Origin of the sequence: Prauserella isguenensis (assembly GCF_014191605.1) — a bacterium.
Taxonomy (GTDB): domain Bacteria; phylum Actinomycetota; class Actinomycetes; order Mycobacteriales; family Pseudonocardiaceae; genus Prauserella; species Prauserella isguenensis.
Genome location: NZ_JACHWU010000007.1, coordinates 48,466 through 69,819 on the forward strand (window position 1 = coordinate 48,466; position 21,354 = coordinate 69,819).

General features: G+C 65.5%; 21 protein-coding genes. 13 read left to right on the forward strand and 8 right to left on the reverse strand.

Annotated features, from left to right (window positions below):
• Window positions 1-46: 46 nt before the first annotated feature.
• The 3 genes from FHS23_RS20490 (at window position 47) to FHS23_RS20500 (ending at window position 2,503) form a co-directional block, all read left to right on the forward strand.
• Window positions 47-835 carry a TylF/MycF/NovP-related O-methyltransferase gene (locus FHS23_RS20490; RefSeq protein WP_183658635.1) on the forward strand — a complete coding sequence of 263 codons (789 nt, stop codon included), beginning with the start codon at window positions 47-49 and terminating at the stop codon, window positions 833-835.
• Window positions 836-923: 88 nt separating this feature from the next.
• Window positions 924-1,319 (forward strand): NADPH-dependent FMN reductase, encoded by a 396-nt coding sequence (locus FHS23_RS20495; protein ID WP_183658637.1) that lies wholly within the window; start codon window positions 924-926, stop codon window positions 1,317-1,319.
• Window positions 1,316-2,503, forward strand: a complete 1,188-nt coding sequence (locus tag FHS23_RS20500; RefSeq protein ID WP_183658639.1) for a class I SAM-dependent methyltransferase — start codon at window positions 1,316-1,318, stop codon at window positions 2,501-2,503. The genes FHS23_RS20495 and FHS23_RS20500 overlap by 4 nt, the downstream gene beginning before the upstream one ends.
• Before the next feature lie 257 nt (window positions 2,504-2,760).
• Here the strand turns inward: FHS23_RS20500 and FHS23_RS20505 are convergent, their stop codons facing one another.
• Window positions 2,761-2,946, reverse strand: a complete 186-nt coding sequence (locus FHS23_RS20505) for a hypothetical protein (RefSeq protein ID WP_183658641.1) — start codon at window positions 2,944-2,946, stop codon at window positions 2,761-2,763.
• A gap of 370 nt (window positions 2,947-3,316) precedes the next feature.
• Window positions 3,317-4,036, reverse strand: coding sequence for a GntR family transcriptional regulator (locus tag FHS23_RS20510; RefSeq protein WP_221219887.1), 720 nt, complete (start codon window positions 4,034-4,036; stop codon window positions 3,317-3,319).
• A 187-nt stretch (window positions 4,037-4,223) separates the two neighbouring features.
• Here FHS23_RS20510 and FHS23_RS20515 point away from each other — a divergent pair, with 187 nt between their 5' ends.
• From FHS23_RS20515 to FHS23_RS20560, 10 genes are all read left to right on the forward strand, one after another.
• The gene (locus tag FHS23_RS20515; RefSeq protein WP_183658645.1) at window positions 4,224-5,297 is read left to right on the forward strand and encodes an LLM class flavin-dependent oxidoreductase; all 1,074 of its coding nucleotides are present in this window, start codon (window positions 4,224-4,226) and stop codon (window positions 5,295-5,297) included.
• A 20-nt stretch (window positions 5,298-5,317) separates the two neighbouring features.
• Entirely contained in the window at window positions 5,318-5,941 is a 624-nt protein-coding gene (locus tag FHS23_RS20520) for a cysteine hydrolase family protein (protein ID WP_183658647.1), read from the forward strand.
• A gap of 64 nt (window positions 5,942-6,005) precedes the next feature.
• Window positions 6,006-6,806: a 2-keto-4-pentenoate hydratase gene (locus FHS23_RS20525; protein ID WP_183658649.1), complete on the forward strand. Its 801-nt coding sequence runs from the start codon at window positions 6,006-6,008 to the stop codon at window positions 6,804-6,806.
• Window positions 6,807-6,919: 113 nt separating this feature from the next.
• Window positions 6,920-8,722: an FAD-dependent monooxygenase gene (locus FHS23_RS20530; protein WP_183658651.1), complete on the forward strand. Its 1,803-nt coding sequence runs from the start codon at window positions 6,920-6,922 to the stop codon at window positions 8,720-8,722.
• Window positions 8,719-9,606 carry an alpha/beta fold hydrolase gene (locus FHS23_RS20535; RefSeq protein WP_183658653.1) on the forward strand — a complete coding sequence of 296 codons (888 nt, stop codon included), beginning with the start codon at window positions 8,719-8,721 and terminating at the stop codon, window positions 9,604-9,606. Before FHS23_RS20530 ends, FHS23_RS20535 begins: the two co-directional genes overlap by 4 nt.
• On the forward strand, window positions 9,603-10,544 hold the full coding sequence (locus tag FHS23_RS20540; protein WP_030532045.1) for a 3-carboxyethylcatechol 2,3-dioxygenase: 942 nt from the start codon (window positions 9,603-9,605) through the stop codon (window positions 10,542-10,544). The genes FHS23_RS20535 and FHS23_RS20540 overlap by 4 nt, the downstream gene beginning before the upstream one ends.
• Window positions 10,545-10,573: 29 nt before the next feature.
• A complete protein-coding gene (locus FHS23_RS20545) occupies window positions 10,574-11,521 on the forward strand; it encodes an acetaldehyde dehydrogenase (acetylating) (RefSeq protein WP_183658655.1) in 948 nt (315 codons plus the stop codon).
• Window positions 11,518-12,525, forward strand: coding sequence for a 4-hydroxy-2-oxovalerate aldolase (gene dmpG / locus FHS23_RS20550; RefSeq protein ID WP_183658657.1), 1,008 nt, complete (start codon window positions 11,518-11,520; stop codon window positions 12,523-12,525). The genes FHS23_RS20545 and dmpG overlap by 4 nt, the downstream gene beginning before the upstream one ends.
• A 55-nt stretch (window positions 12,526-12,580) precedes the next feature.
• Window positions 12,581-13,696, forward strand: coding sequence for an alcohol dehydrogenase catalytic domain-containing protein (locus FHS23_RS20555; RefSeq protein WP_183658659.1), 1,116 nt, complete (start codon window positions 12,581-12,583; stop codon window positions 13,694-13,696).
• Between the two features lie 64 nt (window positions 13,697-13,760).
• Window positions 13,761-15,140 carry an MFS transporter gene (locus tag FHS23_RS20560; protein ID WP_183658660.1) on the forward strand — a complete coding sequence of 460 codons (1,380 nt, stop codon included), beginning with the start codon at window positions 13,761-13,763 and terminating at the stop codon, window positions 15,138-15,140.
• 295 nt (window positions 15,141-15,435) lie between these two features.
• On the opposite strand, the gene FHS23_RS20565 is transcribed toward FHS23_RS20560, so the two are convergent.
• The 6 genes from FHS23_RS20565 to FHS23_RS20590 all read right to left on the reverse strand — a co-directional run bounded on the left by FHS23_RS20565 (window position 15,436) and on the right by FHS23_RS20590 (window position 21,325).
• Entirely contained in the window at window positions 15,436-15,993 is a 558-nt protein-coding gene (locus FHS23_RS20565) for an FCD domain-containing protein (RefSeq protein ID WP_183658662.1), read from the reverse strand.
• A 362-nt stretch (window positions 15,994-16,355) separates the two neighbouring features.
• Window positions 16,356-17,015 carry a GntR family transcriptional regulator gene (locus tag FHS23_RS20570; protein ID WP_183658664.1) on the reverse strand — a complete coding sequence of 220 codons (660 nt, stop codon included), beginning with the start codon at window positions 17,013-17,015 and terminating at the stop codon, window positions 16,356-16,358.
• A gap of 56 nt (window positions 17,016-17,071) precedes the next feature.
• Window positions 17,072-18,094 (reverse strand): transketolase family protein, encoded by a 1,023-nt coding sequence (locus tag FHS23_RS20575; RefSeq protein ID WP_183658667.1) that lies wholly within the window; start codon window positions 18,092-18,094, stop codon window positions 17,072-17,074.
• Entirely contained in the window at window positions 18,091-18,987 is an 897-nt protein-coding gene (locus FHS23_RS20580) for a transketolase (RefSeq protein WP_183658669.1), read from the reverse strand. Before FHS23_RS20580 ends, FHS23_RS20575 begins: the two co-directional genes overlap by 4 nt.
• Entirely contained in the window at window positions 18,984-19,922 is a 939-nt protein-coding gene (locus FHS23_RS20585; protein WP_183658671.1) for an NAD(P)-dependent oxidoreductase, read from the reverse strand. Before FHS23_RS20585 ends, FHS23_RS20580 begins: the two co-directional genes overlap by 4 nt.
• 23 nt (window positions 19,923-19,945) lie before the next feature.
• Window positions 19,946-21,325: a GntT/GntP/DsdX family permease gene (locus FHS23_RS20590; RefSeq protein ID WP_183658673.1), complete on the reverse strand. Its 1,380-nt coding sequence runs from the start codon at window positions 21,323-21,325 to the stop codon at window positions 19,946-19,948.
• Between the last annotated feature and the right edge of the window lie 29 nt (window positions 21,326-21,354).

The following is a 21,354-nucleotide window of genomic DNA, read 5'->3' on the forward strand; positions in this document are numbered from 1 at the left end:
AGAATCCGACAAGAGAATGGGGTGACCGGCCAGGGACGGAGGTTCGATGAACGGCAACGCCCGATATCTCGATCTGCTTGAGCGCGTATTGACGAATGAGATCTACCGTGATCCGCCTGCTGGCCCGCACTATCTCGTGGGCCGGGAATACGACCAGCGGCTGCGCGAGACAGGAAAGGACTGGCCTTCCGTAGCGCATACTATGGCCGGATCACGGTGCCTGAGGCAGGTCCGGTCGGCTGTCGAGCATATCCTGGGCAATGGGATTCCCGGCGACCTAGTGGAGGCCGGCGTGTGGCGCGGTGGGGTATGCATCTTCATGCGTGCGTTGCTGGAGGTATACGGCGACCCAGCGCGGCGTGTCTGGGTCGCGGACTCATTCCACGGGATGCCGGAGTCCGGTGCGGCGGGAGACAGCGAACTCGCCCTACATGAGTTCAACGATGTACTTGCCGTGTCCCAGGAGACCGTTGAAGAGAACTTCCGCAGTTACGGTCTGCTGGATGATCGGGTGGCCTTCCTCTCCGGCTGGTTCGAAGACACACTCCCCGCAGCACCGATCGACCGAATCGCCCTGCTGCGGATGGACGCCGACCTCCGCTCGTCGACCACGTCGATCCTGACCAACCTCTACGACAAGGTTTCCCTGGGGGGAATCATCGTGGTAGACGACTACTCGCTCCCGATGTGTAGTGACGCTGTCCGAGAGTTCCGCGACCAACGTGACATCACCGACCCGATCCACTCGATCGACGACGACGCAGTGTGGTGGCGCAAAGGCAGCGCGACGCCACGTGTCGAATCGGGCGTGTCGGCGAAAGCTGGCGCGTCGTGACCGAGCAACCGGTACTGGGCCTGGTCGTCGGGACGACCCGACCGCAAGGACGGGGATAGCGGTTGCGCGCAGGTGAGGCAGGTCACCCGTGAACCCGCAGGTTGCACGGTGGTCTGCCACGGTCGGCCAGTGCGACGGGCTTGTCGTCGTCACACCCGAGTACGAATGGGCCGACAAGGCCGTGGGTTTGGTCGGCTATGCCGGTCAAGGGGGAGTTCGCGCCGTCGAGCATCTGCGCAGTGTGTGCGGCCAGCTGAAGCTGGCGGACGTATGGACCCAGTCCGGTCTATCGTTCGCAGCGGACTTCGACGAACAGGATGGATGCAATTCGGGGGAGAGTCAGTTCGGGTTAGGCCACAAGATGATCGCCGAGGTGATCGCGTCGGCTGCCGCGCTGAAGCCGCTGCGAGTGCGAAAGTTCGGCGTACTCGGTGCGGATGCACCACCGTCCCTCGCACCGATGTCGACCCGAGGTGAACAGTGACGGACACCCAAGACGTGATGAGGCTGCTCGCCGCCGCTGAAGGTTCCGAGACGACCCTGCGTGCCACGGTCGACGACCTCGGCTCGGCTCGAGTCGCAACCCTGCTCACAGGGGAAGTCTGCTTCCGGGCTCGTCTCGACGAACTCGGGCCGCGGATGTCCACACCGGTAAGGGTAATACTGGAGTTCCAGTGCACAGACCAGTCTTTCCCTACCATGATCACGGTCGAGGGCGGAGGCGTTCGTGTCGGTGCCGACCAACCGGCGCATCTGCCGGTCACCGTTGTATCTCAGGACCTATACGAGGCGGTCCGCACCGTGTATGGGCCACGTGAGCTGGCCGCTACTGTGAGCCAGGCCGTACGCTGGCCCGAGATGGCGGTGATGGCCGCGGCGGGAAGGCCAAGCGAAGCAGTCCCCACGGCCTTCTACCCTATCGTGCAGCGAATAATCCGGTCCTTATCGCGCAGCGAGCACGCGGATCTCGCGGAACTCGCGGCAGAGTGCGGTACCGACAAGTGGAGCGCACTACACCGGTACCCAGAGCATTACAATCGCCACTTTGGCCCCCTGCGCGAACGAAGGCTGAATGTGCTCGAGATCGGTGTCGGCGGGTTCGACGAAACCGGGCTTGGTGCCGCTTCCCTGCGCATGTGGAAGCATTATTTTCCCCGCGCGGTTCTGTACGGACTGGACATCGCGGACAAGAGTTCGCTCGATGAGGCGCGTATCGTGACAGTACGCGGGGACCAATCCGATCGGGCGGCTCTGACCGCATTGGCGGACCAGGCAGGACCCTTCGACATCGTGATCGACGACGGTAGCCACGTGAGCGCCGACGTGCTTGCGTCGTTCGAGTTCCTGTTCGGCCAACTGAATCCTAACGGTCTGTATGTCATCGAGGATCTTCAGACTTCGTACTGGAAACCGATGTTCAGCGGCGACGACTACGACCTTACCGATCCGAAACATACGATGGGTTTCATTAAGACACTCCTGGACGGCCTGCACCACCAGGAATTTCTTCACGTAGACGCACGAGCGGAACAACCAACCGACCACTGGATCCGAGGTGTGCACATCTACCACAACCTGTGTTTCATCGAAAAAGGACCAAACGTCGAGGAATCACCATTCGCAAACCTCATGCGACGTTGGGAAAATACCGATCAGTCGTCCTCCTGATCCGGTCGTCCTCCACAAAACTACAAACTAGGGGGAGGGTGTCCTGAACGGTGTCCACTGGCGTCGGGTCGGCTGCGGAACGCTCCTTTCCACCGCGCTGGGCCGGCATGGTGATGTCGAGGGTCTTGCCAAGGTGCGGCGCGTTTCCCGGCCGGTATCAGGGTGTCGATCGCCGCCATCCGAGCAGCCGGCGCCATGGATTTCCGGACGTTGCACAGGATCGCGTGCGCCTCGAGGTCGTCCCTGCTACGCAGGATTCAGGGTGGCAGGTACAGATCGCCGCCTGCGGGCAGGACTGTGAAGAAATCGCGCAACGGTTGTCGCCCCCGCTCGTCGAGCGTCGGCGGCGCTCCGGCCACGATTTGCGGCCGGTCGTAGACCATCATCTCCGTGGGCGCGCGCAGCAGGGCAGCGGCGAGCATCTGCTTGCTGACGTCGCTCATCGCACCGTGGAACAACGCTGCGCGGCCGTGGGTGCGAGCGTGGGTGCGAAACGGTTCCTCATGGTGCCTCGTTCGCACCCATCGTGGCGTCCCATGCAGGCGTTTCCGCTGTTAAGAGCGCTGTGCGACGGTTGCCGGATGCCTCATAGTCCTTTGGCCGTCGGTTCAAGTCCGACCCGGCCCACCCTTCTGACCTGCATGTTCAGTGCGGCTATCGCTGATGCCTGGTTGTTTGTCCATGGCAGCGTCCAGGTTCGAGGTGTTCGGAAGGGGCTGGGGGAGTGGCTCACTGTGCCCCGTCCACCCGGCGGCTTAGTCCCGGAATGGTCTGCCCTGGGCTGGTTGGTGGTGTCGGCGTCAGCGCGACGTGTTAGGAGGCGTCCAGATTCTCGGCTGCGCGGGCCTCGTTGTGGATGACGTCGACAGTGGTGACGATGTGTCGTTCCATCTCGCGGCGCGCGCATTCCGGGTCCTGGGCGTGTATGGCTTCTCGAATCTGTTCGTGGTCGGCGTGCCGACCGTCGAGCGCGCTGCTCAGGGGTTGGGGGATGCCGGTGGTGTTGATGAGAAAGTCCGACAGGTCCCATAGGCGGCGGCTCGTTTCGGCCGCGATCTGTGAGTGTGCCATGGCGTGAATTGCGTGGTGGAACTCTCGGTTCAACACGCGGTAGCCACGGGAGCGCTTGTCGGGGTCGGCTTCCGCTCGCAGTGCATCCACCCGGTTGGAGATCGAGTCGAGCTCCTCGAGTTGTGCGTTGGTTCGCCGTTGTGCGGCCATTCCGGCGATGGTTCCTTCGAATCCCCCGAACATGACGTAGAAGTCGGCTACCTCGCGCAGGTGGTAGGTCATCACGCGGGAGCCGACCTGCGGGACGATCTCGACCATGCCGTCGCCTGCAAGGCGGCGTAGAGCTTCCATCACGGGCTGCTTGCTGATGCCGAATTCGACGCGCAGCGCTTCGGCCGACAGTCGCTCACCGGCGGCGTAGGTGCCCTCCATGAGCCTGTCCTTGAGCTGGTCGTAGACGGCGTTGTTGAGGCGACTGCCCGACTTGCGTAGGGCAGAACCGGCTGCTTCGGGGAGATCCACGGCGCCAGCGTAGCCGCTCCGTACCTCCGTCGACGGAACTGGCATGTCAGTCACCTCTTGTGTCCGCGAACCCCGGCTCGTACTGTGATGCTAACACGCTAGCATTCCAGTATTCTTCGGTGGAGCGTGCCGGTCGCCCGGGGTGCTGCGATCGCACGAAGAACTCGGAGCCGCAAAGGAGCAGCTGATGGAGTTCTGCATTGGCACCTGCGCCAAGATCGACAACGTCGACCTGGCGAAACAGGCGGAGGACGCCGGCGCGAGTCACTTCGGTGTCGGTGAGGGGCCTCTGCTCTTCAGTGATCCGTATCAGTATCTGGCGTTGGCGGCGCAGCAGACGTCGTCGATCAAGCTGGGGACGTGGGTCACCAATCCGTTGACCCGCATTCCACCGGTGACCGCGAACTCCATCGCGACGTTGAACGCACTGGCGCCGGCGCGCACGTTCTTGGGGATGGGCACGGCGAACAACGCTCTTCGGTCCATGGGTAGTCGTCCCGCGAAGATGTCGGAAATGGATTCGGCGTTGGAGACGATTCGTGGTCTGCTCGCCGGGGAGCGGGTGTCGCATCAGTGGTTGGGGCAAGACCGTGAGATCGAGTTCCTTGATTCCAACGGGATCTGGTACAACCTGGCCGATCCGGTCGAGGTGTGGATGTCGGCAGGCGGCCCGAAGGGGCTCGCGCTCGCCGCGCGGCATGCCGATTACATGACCTATTGCCTCGGTCCGAATCCGGACATGATCGGCGTGGTGCGCCGGGAATTGGACAAGGCCGTCGCCGATGCGGGACGTCCGCCGGGTTCGGTCAAGCTCGTGGCACTGTCGTGGTTCTATCAGCTGCGTCCCGGGCAGGACTGGGAGCACGGAATCGATGAGGGATTCGGTTCGGGACCCATCAGCTCCTGCATCACGAACGCGGGGTTCATGCGCGAGCACGTCGACGAGCTCGGTGAGGACATCGTCAATGCCTCGACGGAGGCGGCCATGGCCTACCTCGGCGACCCCGCCGCGGAGGACGCTCCGCATCACCTGGATGTCTGGGCGAAGTACCTACGCGGGCTGGATCCCGCGCACCGCCCGCTGATCACCAAGGAGCTGGTCGACTACTGGTGTCTGTACGGCACGCCGGACCAGCTACGGGAAAAGACTCAGCTGATGCTCGACTCAGGGTGCGACATGGTCAGTGTCTTCCTGTCGAACCCCTTCACCGCTTCACGCGACATCGCCGACATCGGTTCCTCCATCCTCGCCGACGTATGACAGGAAAGGACTGTCTTCACATGGTTTCGATCGATCCCGGCCGCACCGCGGTTGTGGCCGTGCACCTGCAGAACGACATCGTCGGCGCCGACGGTGCATTCGCGCAGTTCTTCCGCGCCGAGGTCGAGCGCACGAATGTGCTCGACACAGCGCGTCGCGTGTTGGACGGCGCACGCCGAGCGGGCACGAAGGTCGTGTACACCCGGGTGGCGTTCCGGCCTGGTTACCCGGATCTCGTCGCGAACTCACCCCTGCTCGGCATGGTCGCGCAGGTCGGATGTCTCGTTGACGGCGGGGTCGGCGCCGACCTCGCACCCGAAACCGCGCCGCACGATGGCGACGTCGTCGTGACCCATCAACGCGTGACCGGCTTCCACGCCAGCGAACTCGACGTTGTATTGCGCGGAGCCGGTATCGACACCGTCGTGCTGTTGGGGGTCGCCACGAACGTGTCGGTGGAGGGCACTGCTCGCGCGGCCTCCGACCTGGGCTACCGCACCCTCGTCGTATCCGACGCCTGCTCGGCCGGATCCGAGACCGCGCACGCCGCATCCCTGGAGTCGCTGGGACTGCTCGCTGAGGTGGTCACCGCCGACGAAGTCCTCGGTGCGATGACTGCGCAGTCCGCTGCCGCGCCCGCGTGATACCGAACAGTCGTCCACGGGCACGGCGCCAGGCGCGGCGGGCTCACGGGCATGGAGAACAATCATGACCCACATTGACTCGACGAGTATCGAGAACGCCGCGGCCAGGCTCGGCCAGGCGCGGCGCCACCGAATCCCGTGCGCCCCGGTACGCGACCTGCTGCCAAGTCCCGACCCCGCCACCGGCTACGCAGTACAGCAGGTTCTGACCGCGTCGCGGATTGCAGGCGGAGCGCACCCGATCGGGCACAAGATCGGCCTGACTGCTCCGTCCGTGCAGCAGCAGCTCGGTGTCGACCAACCCGACTTCGGCGTGCTGTTCGACGACATGGTGTGCCCGGAGGGGCAGGTCATCGACAATCGTCGGCTCCTGCAGCCGCGCATCGAGGCCGAGGTGGCGTTCGTGCTCTCCGGTGACCTGGACGGTCCGCTCGATGACAGGGCCGTTCGCGAGGCCGCGGGCGACATGGTGGCCGCGCTCGAGATCGTCGACAGCCGCGTGGCCGACTGGGACATCACCATCGTCGACACCGTCGCCGACAACGCCTCCAGCGGACTGTTCGTCCTCGGCACGGAGCGCATTCCGTTGCGAGATCAGGACCTGCGGACGATCGAGATGACGATGACCGACGCACGTGGTCAACGCCTCAGCAGTGGCACCGGCTCCGCGTGCCTGGGCGACCCGGTGGCGGCACTGTGCTGGCTGGCACGGACCAAGCAGGAGCTCGGTGAGCCGCTCCGGGCCGGCGACGTCGTGCTGTCCGGAGCGCTCGGCCCGATGGTCCCGGTCGTGCCGGGCGAGACCTACACGGCCACGATTACCGGCATCGGTCGCGTGGTGGCGGAGTTCGCGGCCGGGCGCTAGTCCGAGAAATGCGGAGACGGGTCTTGTGTCAGCTGTACTGAAATACTAGCATTTCAGTACAGCCAGCGGCGAGCGGACGCTCACGCCGCGCTCGATTCTTGGAGAAATGTGTCATGGATGCCCCAAATCTCCCTGAGCCCCAGTTCGTGCCGTTCTGCCGGGACGATCAGGGTTTTGACACCGACGTCGTCGTGGTCGGCCTTGGTCCTGCCGGTGGTACGGCCGCTCTGGCGCTGGCGACTTACGGCGTGCGCGTGCATGCGGTGTCGATGTTTCCCTGGGTGGCGAACTCCCCGCGGGCGCATATCACCAATCAGCGCGCGGTCGAGGTGCTGCGCGATCTCGGTGTCGAACAGGAAGCACGCAAGTACGCCACACCGTGGGAGCAAATGGGCGATACGCTGTTCACCACCAGTCTCGCGGGCGAGGAGATCGTTCGCTTGCAGACCTGGGGCACCGGTGATCGGCGGTACGGCGACTATCTGCAAGGCAGCCCCTGCACGATGCTGGATGTTCCGCAGCCCTTGATGGAGCCCGTACTCGTCAAGAATGCCGCTGAACGCGGCGCGGTCATCAGTTTCCACACCGAGTATCTGGACCACCAGCAGGACGAGTCCGGTGTCACCGTGCGATTCCGGGATGTGCGCAGTGGGTACGTGTTCGAGCAACGGGCGCGCTATCTCCTGGCGTTCGACGGGGCACGGTCGCGCGTGGCCGAGCAGATCGGGTTGCCCTTCGAGGGTGAGCTGGCGCGCGCCGGAACGGCATACGTCCTCTTCAATGCGGACTTGAGCCGGTACGCGGAACACCGTCCGAGCATTCTGCACTGGATCTTCAATTCGAAGGCCGGCTTCGGCGAGATCGGCATGGGCTTGTTGCGGGCGATCAAGCCCTGGCATCAATGGATCGCCGGGTGGGGCTTCGACATGGCCGACGGCGAGCCGGATCTGTCCGAGGACGTCGTGCTCGAACAGATCAGAACGCTCGTCGGTGACCCCGACCTGGACGCGGAGATCGTGTCCCGGTCGTGTTGGTATGTCAATCAGCAGTACGCGACGAGCTACCAGTCGGGGCGTGTGTTCTGCGGGGGCGACGCGGTGCACCGGCATCCGCCGTCCAGTGGGCTCGGCTCGAACACCTCGATCCAGGACGCGCACAACCTGGCATGGAAGGTCGCCTACGTGGTGCAGGGGCACGCCGGCCCGGGTCTGCTGGATTCGTACACCCCGGAGCGCATGCCGGTGGGCAAACAGGTGGTGGCCAGGGCGAACCAGTCACGCAAGGACTACGCGGGACTGCGCGAGTGGTTCGCCGGTGACAGCGACGACCCGGTTCGGGACGGCCTGGTGAAACTGAAGGAAGCGAGCTCCGAAGGCGTCGCGCTCCGCGAGCGGTTGTATGAGGCCCTGGAACTGAAGAACACGGAGTTCAACGCGCACGGCGTCGAGCTGAACCAGCGATACACATCTGATGCGGTGATCCCTGACTCGGCCGCCGGCCCTGAGCGGTGGGAGCGTGATCCGGAGCTGTACCTGCAGGCCACCACGCGGCCTGGAGCCAAGCTGCCGCACGCATGGCTGGTCGGCCGTGACGGTCAGCGGGTCTCGACCTTGGACCTCGTGGGCGGTGGCCGGACGACGCTACTGACCGGCCTCGGTGGCCAGGCGTGGAAGAACGCCGCGACGAAACTCGACCTCCCCTTCCTGCGCACGATCGTCGTCGGTGAGGACGGAGTGCTCGACCCGTACGGGTACTGGCGGGCCGTCCGGGAGGTCGACGAAGCGGGCGCGATTCTCGTGCGCCCCGACGGCTACGTCGCGTGGCGGCGGTCGGCGTCCGTCTGGGACGACGCGCTCGCGTTGCACGAACTGGAAAACGCGCTCTCCGCAGTGCTGAACAAGGGAGTACCTCGATGACAACCCGTCCGTACACCAGTGTCTGGGACGACCTGAAACAAGTCGAGTTCAGCCAAGGGTTTCTGCAGGCAGGGCCGTACCGCACGCGCTACCTGCACGCCGGCGACACATCCAAGCCGGTTCTGCTGCTGTTGCACGGAATCACCGGGCATGCCGAAGCCTACGTGCGTAACCTCGCGGCGCACGCGCAGCACTTCTCCGTCTGGGCGATCGACTTCATCGGGCACGGCTACTCGTCCAAACCGGACCACCCGCTGGAGATTCCGCACTACATCGGTCAGGTCAACCACGTCCTGGACGCGCTGGGGGTCGACACGGCCTACTTCAGCGGCGAATCCCTGGGCGGATGGGTCACCGCGCGCTACGCGATCGAGCATCCGGAACGGGTCGAGAAGATCGTCCTGAACACGCCGGGTGGAACTCGCGCCGATCCGAAGGTCATGGAACGGCTCTACACGCTTTCGATGGAAGCTGCGAAGGACCCTTCGTGGGAGCGGGTCAAGGCCCGTTTGGAATGGTTGATGGCCGACCCGTCGATGGTCACCGACGACCTCATCCGCACCCGACAGGCGATCTTCCAGCAGCCGGACTGGCCCAAGGCCTGCGAGATGAACATGGCGCTGCAGGACCTCGAGATCCGTAAACGGAACATGCTCTCCGATGACGACCTACGGGCCATCGGGGCCGAAGCACTGGTCATCTGGACCACCAAGGATCCCTCCGGCCCGGTCGAGGAAGGGAAGAGGATCGCGTCCCTGATCCCGAACGGACAGCTGGCCGTGATGGAGAACTGCGGGCACTGGCCCCAGTACGAGGACACCCCGACCTTCAATCGACTCCATCTGGACTTCCTGCTGGGCTGCGGGAACGGGGGTACGGCATGAGCCTGGCGCTCGTGGCCACCAGCCACAGCCCGTTGCTCCATCACGTCGAGCTCGCTCCGGACGTGTCAGCCGAGCTGGAGAACGCGTTCGAGCAGGCACGGACGTTCGTGCGCGAGTTCGATCCGGACATTGTGGTGAACTTCGGGCCGGATCACTACAACGGCTTCTTCTACCGGCTGATGCCGCCGTTCTGCATCGGCTACTCGGCCGAGAGCATCGGCGACTACGGCAGCCAAGCCGGACGGCTCGACGTGCCCGAGGAACTCGCGCGTGAACTGGCCGAGTACGTGTTGGATAAGGGCATCGACCTGGCCGTGTCGTTGGACATGCAGGTCGACCACGGCGCGGTACAGCCGATGGAGATCCTCTACGGCGACATAACCGCGAAACCGCTCGTCCCGGTGTTTCTGAACTCGGTCGCGCCCCCGTTCACGCCGCTCAGCCGGGTGCGACTGCTGGGCGAAGCCATCGGCCGGTTCCTGGCCACGCGAGACGAGAAAGTCCTGCTGATCGCCTCCGGGGGACTCTCGCACGACCCGCCGGTGCCACGGCTGGCCACCGCGACACCCGACCAGCGAAGCATGCTACTCGGCGACGGCGGACCGCTTTCTCCCGATGCTCGCGCCGCAAGACAACAACGCGTGATCGATGCCGCGCGGGAGTTCGCCGCCGGCACCGCCACGATCCAGGATCTCGCGCCGGAGTGGGACAAGGAGTTGCTGCGCATCCTTGCCTCCGGCGATCTCTCGCCGCTCGATGCCTGGACCCCGGAGGAGATGACCCGCACCGCCGGCAACTCGTCCCACGAGGTCCGCACCTGGATCGCAGCCTACGCCGCCCTCGGCGCGGCAGGACCGTACGCGGTCCAGTACAGCTACTACCGCCCGATCCGCGAGCTCATCGCCGGATTCGGCTTGACGACGGCACTGCCGGCGTGAGCTAACCACGCCTGCTGAGGAGCACTGCCATGACGAAAACCAAGGTCGCCATCATCGGATCGGGAAACATCGGATCCGATCTGATGATGAAGATCATCCGGCTGTCGGACACGCTGGAGATGGGTGCCATGGTCGGCATCGACCGAGATTCCGACGGCCTCGCCCGCGCCGCGCGCCTGGGCATCGCAACGACAGCGGACGGTATTGACGGCCTGCTCGCGTTGCCCGAGTTCGCCGAGGTCGCGATCGTGTTCGACGCGACCTCGGCGACGGCACATCAGGCGAACGAGGCGAAGCTCCGGCCCCACGGCAAAACCGTCGTCGATCTCACCCCGGCCGCATTGGGACCGTTCGTCGTGCCGGCGGTCAATCTCGAGCAGCACCGCGATTCGGGCAACGTCAACATGGTGACGTGCGGCGGGCAGGCCACGATTCCCGTCGTCGCGGCCCTCGCCAGAGTCGCGCCGGTCCGGTACGCCGAGATCGTGGCGTCGATCGCATCGAGGTCGGCAGGGCCCGGCACCCGCGCGAACATTGACGAATTCACCGAGACGACAGCCAAGGCCATCGAAGTGGTCGGCGGTGCGGAACGCGGTAAGGCGATCATCGTGCTCAACCCCGCCGAGCCGCCGATGATCATGCGGGACACAGTGCTCGCTCTCGTCGACGATGCGGATCCCGACGCCCTTCGCGCGAGCGTACGCACCATGGTCGGGGACGTCGCCCGCTACGTCCCCGGATACCGGCTCAAGCAGGACGTGCAGATCCATGCGGTCGACGAGGACGAACCTCTTGACACTCTGATCCGCCCGGGACGTGGCCGGCCGACGTGGAAAGTGTCCGTGTTCCTCGAGATCGAGGGTGCAGCCCACTACCTACCGGCCTACGCCGGCAATCTCGACATCATGACGTCGGCGGCGCTGCGCACCGGAGAACAGCTCGCCGAGCGTGACATCACCGCGGAGGTCGCTCGATGAGCCCGCTCTACATTCAGGACGTCACCTTGCGCGATGGCATGCACGCCATTCGTCACCGCCTCGCCCCGGAGCGGGTGAGCGCCATCGCAGCGGCGCTCGATCGCGCCGGTGTCGACGCGATCGAGGTCTCACACGGTGACGGGCTCGCCGGGTCGAGTTTGACGTACGGCCCGGGCAGTAACACCGACGGCGAGTGGATCAGCGCCGCCGCCGATGTCGTACGCAACGCGAAGCTGACCACCCTGCTGTTGCCCGGCATCGGCACCGTGGACGACCTCCGCAAAGCCCGCGACCTGGGAGTGCGGTCCGTACGGGTAGCGACCCACGCCACCGAAGCCGACATCGCAACCCAGCACATCGCCACAGCTCGCGAGCTCGGGATGGACGTGTCCGGCTTTCTCATGATGTCGCACATGGCGCCTCCTGCCGCTCTCGCCGCACAGGCCAAGCAGATGCAAGATGCCGGGGCGCATTGCGTGTATGTCACCGACTCCGGCGGCAGACTCACGATGACCGGCGTGCGCGACCGCATCCGTGCCTACCGCGATGTCCTCGAACGCGAAACCCAGATCGGGATCCACGCCCACGAAAATCTCTCCCTGTCGGTGGCCAACAGCGTCGTCGCCGTCGAGGAAGGCGTCACGAGAATCGACGCGTCTCTCGCCGGACAGGGAGCCGGAGCCGGCAACTGCCCGATCGAGGCATTCATCGCCACTGTGGACCTGCACGGCTGGCAACACGGCTGCGACCTGTTCGCGCTCCAAGATGCCGCCGACGACCTCGTCCGCCCCTGGCAGGACCGGCCGGTACGGGTCGACCGCGAAACACTGACGCTCGGCTACGCCGGCGTCTACTCCAGCTTCCTGCGGCACGCCGAACGCGCCGCTACGGAGTATGGACTGGATGCCCGCGACATCCTCGTCGAAGTCGGTCGCCGCGGCCTCGTCGGAGGTCAGGAAGACATGATCGTCGACGTCGCGCTGGACCTCGCCAACCGGAACTGACCGGAATCCCGATACAGCTCTTCTTTTCGGCCACACCGTCGTGACAGGAGAATCCATGCAGACCATGCTCGCCGCCCGCCTCCACGCCATCGGCGAACCCATGGAACTCGAACAGGTTCCGGTTCCCGAACCGAGGTCGACCGATGTGGTCGTCGCGGTCAAAGCCTGCAATATCGTGCCCAACCTGAAAAACGTGCTGGCAACGTACGCCGAGTGGTTTCCCTACCTGCCGCTGCCCAAGCTGCCCGCCGTCTTCGGACTCGACGCGGCCGGAGTGGTCACCGAAGTAGGGGAACAGGTCACTGGTGTCTCCGTGGGCGACCGTGTCTACGTCAACCCCGGACTCTCCTGCGGCGGCTGCCGGGCGTGCCGGCGCGGCGAGGACCAGAACTGCGACGACTACACCTTCATGGGGTACTTCGCCTTCGGGCCGGGCGGACAGCGACTCTTCGACGCCTACCCCTACGGCGGCCTTGCCGAGTACCTCACCGCACCACAACAGAACCTGGTGAAGCTGCCCGACACCGTCAGTTTCGAAGCGGGTGCGCGCTTCGGATACCTTGGCACGTCCTACTCCGCGCTTCGTAAGGCTGGAGCAGGGCCGGGCCGTACCGTGCTGATCGACGGCATCAGCGGCACTCTCGGTCTCGGAGCCTGTCTCAACGCGCTCGCGCTCGGGGCGACGAGGATCCTCGGCACGGGTCGGAACGCGGCTCTGCTCGACGATGTCAAGGCGATAGCACCGGATAGGATCGCTGTCCTACCCGCGGGCACCGCAGACGTCCGGGACTGGGCGCGCGAACACAACGACGGCGACGGCGTCGACATCGTCATCGACGCTCTCGGGCCGGGCGCTCCAGCCGAGTCGTTCCTAGATGCGGTGTCCGCCTTGAGTCGAGGCGGAGTCGCGGTCGACATCGGGGGCATGATGGAACGCCCCCAGCTCGATCTGTTCGCCATGATGTGCGCCCAACAGAGCGTGCTCGGGAGCCTGTGGTTCTCGACCGGAGAAGCTCAGGAGATGGCCGAGCTCGCGGGTACCGGAGCCCTGGACCTGTCCGTGTTCGAGCATCACGTCTTCCCGTTGGAACAGATCAACGACGCCCTTGACGAAGGCCTCCCCGCGCGGCATGGCGGCTTCACCAACTTCATCGCCGCACCGCAATCCTGACCACCACGACTGGTCCGCTCTGTAGTACAGATCGTTGTTTCCTCCAATGTTGAAGGGACGCGCCATGTCCGAAGTACCTCCGGCCTGCGCGGATTCCGGCCCCACAGCTACCTCCACTTCCGAAACGCCGGTTCGGAAAGTCGCAGCCGCCTGCTTGGCCGGTACCACCATCGAGTTCTACGACTTCTTCATCTACGGCACCGCTGCCGCGCTGGTGTTCCCGAAACTGTTCTTCCCCGAAACGAGTCCGTTCATCGGCACCCTGCTGGCTTTTGCCAGCTTCGGAGTCGGCTTCGTGGCACGCCCCGCCGGTGGGGTCATCTTTGGACACTTCGGCGACCGGGTCGGCCGGAAGAAAATGCTCGTGCTCTCCATGATGATCATGGGACTGTCGACGGTCGCCATCGGCTTGCTTCCCACTTACGCCGCAGCAGGCGTGCTCGCCCCGACCTTGCTGGTCGTGTTGCGCCTCGTGCAAGGTGTGGCTGTGGGCGGTGAGTGGGGTGGCGCCGTGCTGATGGCCGTCGAACACTCATCGCCGGGGCGCCGCGGCTTCTACGGCAGCTGGCCGCAAGCCGGGGCACCCTTGGGCACGCTCCTCGCGACGGGAGCGTTCTTCCTCGTCTCGCTCCTTCCCGACGAGCAGTTCATGAGCTTCGGATGGCGCATCCCGTTTCTCGCCAGCGCGGTCCTGATCGCTGTGGGCCTCGTGGTCCGACTGCGGGTTTCGGAAAGCCCGGCATTCCAAGCAGTACAGGTCGAGAAGAAGCAGACGCGTGCTCCGATCGTCACGGTGCTGCGTGAGAATCCACGACAGGTGCTGCTCGTGGCCGGTGCCTTCCTGGTCCAGAGCACAGTGGCGTATATCTTCATTTCTTACCTCGCCACCTATGGAACGGCCGTGGTCGAAGCGTCGCGGTCCACGGTACTCGGCGTCATCATGGCCTCGGCGATCGTCAGCACAGTGCTCCACATCCTTGCCGGTGCGTTGTCCGACCGGTACGGACGCAAACCCGTCTATCTGGCCGGGGTGATCGGGATGGGCGTGCTGATCTTTCCTGCGTTCGCCTTGTTCAACACCGGGAACTTCGGGCTGATGCTGGCCGGCCACATGCTGATCTTCGGCTTGGCGCTCAGTTTGGCCGGTGGCCCCACCGCGGCGATGTTCTCGGAGATGTTCCGGACACAGGTGCGCTACAGCGGTGCATCGGTGGGGTACCAACTTGCAGGTGTGTTCGGTGCTGCGTTGAGCCCGATCGTTGCCACGACCCTGTTCGAACTCACCGAGTCCGGCTACATCATCGCGGGCTACGTCGCCGCGATGGCAGTGATTTCGTTCATCGCGGTCGTGCTCATTCCGGAGTCTCGACACACCGACCTGATTGCCGACCGCGACGGGAACAAGCTGCCGGGCAGCCACGAACGGGTCAGTACTGCGCGGTAGCTGCATGGTCGCCAGCCGCCCACGGCTCAGGACCGGCTGCCCCCTCGGGTAGTCGGTCCTGAGAACTGCGCTACAGATGTCGGAGTGTGAGACGCGGGATACGCTGGATGTCTTCTGTATGGGCGGCGGCGTGTCCATGGTCCTGTCCATGAATAGGTTCTGCTTGATGCCTCAGGGCGGCCGACGATTTACCGTCCAACCTGCGGCTTCTACTCCTGACGGGTGATTCTGCGGGCTCATAATCCTTTGGACGTCGGTTCAAGTCCGACCCGGCCCACCCTTCTGACCTGCATGTTCACGATCCGGCTCCGCTCTCTGGGGCTCGTCCCGCGTGTTGGGCTGGTACCGAACGGTGGCCCCGCAGGTGCCGCTTGTAGAGCAAGGGATTCGTGCAGTGCGTCGGCCCTGGAAGCGGGGTTCCTGCCGCGTGTGTCTGACGGGCGTCGCGCAAAGCTGGTGCTACCGGTGCCGCAGTGCCGGTGGTGACAGAGCGGTTCGACAGTTCTGGCCGGGTTGAGTTGTGGGCCGGTGCGCCGAGTAGTTGCTGACCCTCGTTGACCTTCTCGATATTGACCGTGTCGAGGTGTCGGCGCATCGCCTCGGACGCTTCTGCGCGGTGTTCGTCGAAAGCAGGTCGGCGATTTCGATGGGTTCGCGGCAGCGGAGGGGCCCGGTCGCGGGAGCACCGGTACTCAATGAGCCTGCGCAGCCGGTCGACGCATTTGAGTGCGTCGATGAGGACGGTGTTGTGGCTGCATCCCATGATCGTTTCGTGGAAGGTGCGGTTGAGGTCGAAGAGCCCGGGGCGCCACACGGTGAGGTCGGCGACGCCAACCTCCTTGGCCTCGGCCACCCGACACGAGATTGTGCGCGATGGGCGGACGCAGGTCGATCGCGCCAACCGACGACGGCGCCACCCGCTCTCGGCTACAACACACCCATCGAGTATGAACTACTGTCCTAACAGGACATCGTCCCCACTGCCAGTTAGCGACCACGACTGGAACCCAACAAGCAGGTCAAGCGTGGGAATGATGAACAACTCAGTGAGATCGGCGATCGTGTAGCGGCCGTTGGCGTGCATCCGCCGTAATCCGGCATGCCGCCTTCGGCTGTTTTGCCGCGCAGCTGCCCTGACTGCGCGGCAACGACCATGCATTCACAGGCGCCGGGTTCACCTCGACCCGGCGACGGCCCCGGGAGAGGGCCGCAGACTCAACTCACCAGGTTGGCTGCGGCCTCGTCCATGTGGCTGCGCACGAATTCGTGGGCCTTGTGGGCCTCGCCGCTCGCGATGATGTCGACGATCTCGACGTGGGGGCCGACAGCCATGTTGGCGACGGCGCGGTCGCGGCCGGCCCACATGACAGACATCCGGATGGCCCCCTCGAGTCCCTCCCAGGAGCGCAGCAGGACGGTGTTGCCGGAGAGTCGGCACAGCTCGCGGTGGAAGGTCAGGTCGACTTCTATGCGTTCGCCGACCTCGGCGTCCTGGTTATCGACCATCGCTTGCACGGCTTCGCGTAGCACGGTCACGGCGGAGTCCCGGTCGGGGCGACCGGCGAGGGACTCGGCGGCCAGTGACTCGAGGGCCGCCCGGACTGCGAACAGGTGGACGATCTCCTCGGTGTCGAGGGTCCGAACCGCGAGGCCGCCCTTGGCGTTGGTCGAGATGATGCCTTCCTGTTGCAGCTGGCGCATCGCCTCTCGTAGCGTGCCGCGGCTGATGCCGAGCTTCTCCGAGAGGTCGGTCTCGACCAGGTGGGTGCCGGGCGCGAGCTCGCCGGTGCTGATCGCCCGTCGCAGCGCGAGTAGCGCGCGTTGACGGAGGCTGGTGCGTTCGAGCCCGGCGAGAGCTCCGGAGGTGCTGTTCATCGTTTCCTTCGTTGTCGTCGGCCGGGCCCAGCTTACCCGGCCTGTTGACTGTTGACCTATCGGTGTGCGGCGCCGTGCATGGCGCGGATCCGCTCGACGAGCTTGCCGGTGCTGACGCCGTACCGGTCCGAGAGCGTAGGCAGCGCGCCGGCATTGAGGAACTCGTCGGGCAGGCCGACGGGGGTGACCTGCCGGCCGCTCCCGTTACGTACCAGCGTGTGTGCGACGGCGTCGAACAGGCCGCCGATGACCGTGTGGTTCTCGCACGTCATCACCAGCCGGTCCTTGCCCAGCTCGTGCAGGATCGTCTCCTCGTCGAGGGGTTTGAGTGTCGGGACGTGCAGGACGGCCACGTCGATCCGGTCTGCCTCCAGTTCGCGGGCAGCCTCGAGCGCACGTTCGGTCATCAACCCGGTGGACACCAGGAGCACGTCGGCACCGTCCCGGACCAGTTTGGCCTTGCCGAGCTCGAAGGAATAGTCGTACTCGTCGAGCACCCGTGGCACCTTGCCCCGCAGGATGCGGGTGTACGTCGGGCCGTCGTGCGCGGCCAGCTGCGGCACTGCCTGTTCGATGTCCACGGCGTCGCACGGGTCGACGATGGTCAGGTCGGGCATGCCGCGCAGGATCGCGAGGTCTTCTGTGGCTTGATGCGAGGGTCCGTAGCCGGTCGTCAGCCCCGGTAGTGCGCACACCATGTTGACGTTGAGACCGGCCTCGGCAATGTCCAGGCAGAGGAAGTCGTAGGCCCGGCGGGTGGCGAAGACCGAGTACGTCGACACGAAGGGGACGAACCCCTCCAGCGCCAGGCCGGCGGCGGAGCCCACCAGTGCTTGCTCTGCCATCCCGATCTGGTAAAAGCGGTCCGGCATCGCGTCACGGAAGACGTGCAGATCCGTGTATTTCGCCAGGTCGGCGGATAGTCCGATGATCCGGTCGTCCTCCTGGGCCAGTTCGACCAGGGCATGACCGAGGGGTGCGGCGGTGACGCGTTGGTCCTCGCGGGCCAGTGACGCGCTCATCGCGTCGGAGGTGAGCCGCTTCGGGGCGGTCGCGGCGGTGCTGGTGTGAATGCTCATGCTTCGTAGGACTCCTTGAGCTGCTGGTGGGCCGTGGCCCATTCGTCGGGGGCGACCCGCATGAAGTGCAGTTTTTCCCTGGTCTCGAGGAACTCCACGCCCTTGCCGAGCTTCGTGTCGACGACGAGGCAGCGTGGCTTGCCGGCCTCCTCGGCCCGGAGCTCCTCCAGGGCGGTGAGCAGGGCCGGCAGGTCGTGGCCGTCGACTCGGCGGGCGATCCATCCGAATGTCTCGAACTTCTGGTCGACCGGTTCCATCCCGAGTACGCCGCTGCTTTTTCCGTCCGCCTGCTGGTCGTTGAAGTCCACGATCGCGATCAGGTTGTCGAGTTCGTGGTGCCCGGCGACCGCAGCGGCCTCCCACGTCGATCCCTCGTTGAGCTCGCCGTCGGAGAGAATGTTGTAGACGAATGCGGGGTTGTCCTTGCGCTTGAGGCCCATGGCGATCCCGTTGGCGATCGTCAGCCCGTGGCCGAGCGAGCCACCGGAGATCTCGACCCCCGGTGTATAGGAGGCCATGGCCGACATCGGTAGTCGCGAGTCGTCGGTCGCGTAGGTGTCCAGCTCTTCTGCGGGAAGCACCTTCGCCTCGACCAGGGCGGCGTACAACGCCAGTGCGTAGTGCCCGATCGAGAGCAGGCAGCGGTCGCGGCCCTCCCACTCCGGGTCGTCAGGACGCAGTGCCAGCTGGTCGGCGTACAACACGGCGAGCACGTCGGCGATGTCGAGCGCCTGCCCGATATAGCCTTGCCCCTGCACCTCCGCCTGGATGAGGGCGCTACTGCGGATGTTGAACGCAGCCTCGCGGATGCGCTCGAGCCGCTTCTGACGGGTGACTGTGGTCTCGGCAGGGATCCTCTCGCCGGTCGCGCGGGCGCTGTCCTCTGTATTCATCTGGTATCTCCAGTAGTGAGGTCGGTTGCGGGGTCGTTGTGGGCGAACGATGTGGGCGTGAGTGCGCAATAGGTGCGAATGACCTGTGAGTCGTCCTGCTCCGCCAGGCCGGCGTCGGCGGCGGCACGGAACCTGGCGGCCGCCGCCTCGAGCAGCGGCGTGTCAAGTCCCGCCGTCGCCGCGATGTCGGCCACCAGTCCGGAATCCTTGACGAAGATGCTGACTGCACTGGTCACCTCGGTGTCCGGACCTTGAAGCATCCGGTGACCACGGTCGCTGAGCATCCAGGACCCGCCGGCGCCACCGGCGACGGCCGGTAGAACCTCCGCGGGGTCGAGTCCGAGGGCCTCGGCCAGAGCGAGCGCCTCGGCGGCAGCGACCAGATGGACTGAGCAGAGCAGCTGGTTCACCGCCTTCATGGCTTGTCCACGGCCGGGCTCGGCGCCGCAGTCGACCACCTGGCCGAGCGGGTCCAGCGCCGGGCGCAGCCGGGCCAGGGCCTCGGGTGGTCCTGAGGCGAAGAGCAGCAGCTCGCCGGTGCGGGCACGGGATACGCCGCCGGTGACCGGAACGTCCAGGACGCTCACGCCCTCGGGAGCCCCGGCGACCAGCTCTGCCACGGCGTCGGGGCCCACCGTGCTCATCACGACAAGCGTGCTGCCCGGGCTCATGCGGGCGAGCACGCCGTCGGGACCGAGCGTGATCGTCCGCAGCTGTTCGGCGGTGGCGACCATGCACATCACGGCCTCGGCCTCGTCCGCGGAAGCAGTGTCGGTCGTCGTGCGCATCCCCTCGCCGGCGGCGTGCTGCAGCCGGTCGGGGTCGGTGTCGACGGCGGTGACGTCGATACCGGCGCAGCCGAGCTGAGTGGCCATCGGCAGCCCGATGGCGCCGATGCCGATGAAGGTGATGGCCTGGGGAGTCGGCGGGGTCATCGTCGTGTCCTCCTTTCCGGAACTCAGAGCACGAGGCCCAGCAGGAGGCAGACGCCGAGCCCGACGACGGCGAACGTGGACTGAGCGAGGGTGTAGATCTTGAACGTGCCTTTGACGGTGAATCCGAGCATCTGCTTGAAGATCCAGAAGGTGTTGTCGGTGACGTGCCCGCCGAACGCCGCTCCCGTGCCGGCGGCGAGCAGGATGAGGATCGCCGGGGCCGAGATTGTGCCCACGATCGGCGCGAGCAGCGTGGCCGCGGTGATAGCCGCCACCGACGCCGAGCCCTGTGCAAGCCGCAGCACCGCGGCGACGATCCAGGCGAGCAGGACCGGGATGGAGGCGTTGGCGGTGAAAGCGCTGCCGAGCATGTCGCTGATACCGACCTTGTTGATCACCTCACCGAGCGAACCGGCGACGCCGGTGAAGAGCAGGATCGAACCGGAGGTCTGGGCGCCCTTGGTGATCAGGTCGTCGATGCCGTCGCGCCCCACGACCGGGACGGCGAGCACGATGCCGATCAGCAAGCCGATGATGAGGGCGACGACGGGGCTACCGAGGAAGGCGAGGAACGGGATCGAGTTGCCTGTGACCTCGCCGATGGTGTTGATCACGATGAGCACGATCGGGACTATGACCGGCAGCATCGCCACGAGGAGCGGCTGCTGGCGCGTCTTGACCGCCGGGCTTCGCGCTGCGCCCGGACCGTCGGAACGCGACGTAGTGGTGTCGGCCGCGGCCACCGCGAACAACGAGTCGTCGAAGTCGGGTTCGCGGTCGGTGTCCGGGTTGAAGATCAGCCTCATCAGCCGGTCGTGCAGGAAGATGCTGCCGAGGATGAAGACGATCCCGAGCGGCAGGCCCCACAGCAGCACTGTGCCGAGCGGGACGCCCAGCGGGCCGGCGATGGTGACGGCGGCGACGCCCGGCACGACGATCAGCAGACCCACCTCGAGCCCGATCGCGAGGGATCCGGCGAGTGTGGCCAGGCTGCGGCCCGTTCGTTTGGCGATCGCGCCGGCGATCGGAGCGAGGATCACCAGTGCGACGTCGAAGTAGATCGCCGGGAAGACGATGCCGGAGGTGAGGCCCAGCACGTACGGCGACCGTTTCGGGCCCGCGAGAGCGAGGAACCTGTCGACCACGCGTTGCAGCGTGCCGGTGGCCGAGAGGGTCGTCCCGATCATCACGCCGAAGCCGATGATGAGGCCGACTTCCGCCATCAGGCCGCCGAATCCGTCGGTGACAGCGCTGACGGAGTCGGCGAATCCCATGCCGCCTGCGACGCCGAGGTATAGCGCGCCGACGACCAGCGAGATGACGGGGTTGATGCGCAGCGCCACGATCATCAGCACGATGCCGATAACCGTGATGCCCAGGTGTGTCAGAAGTAAAGCGTCCACGGGGTTCTCCGGGGGGATCGGGCGACGTT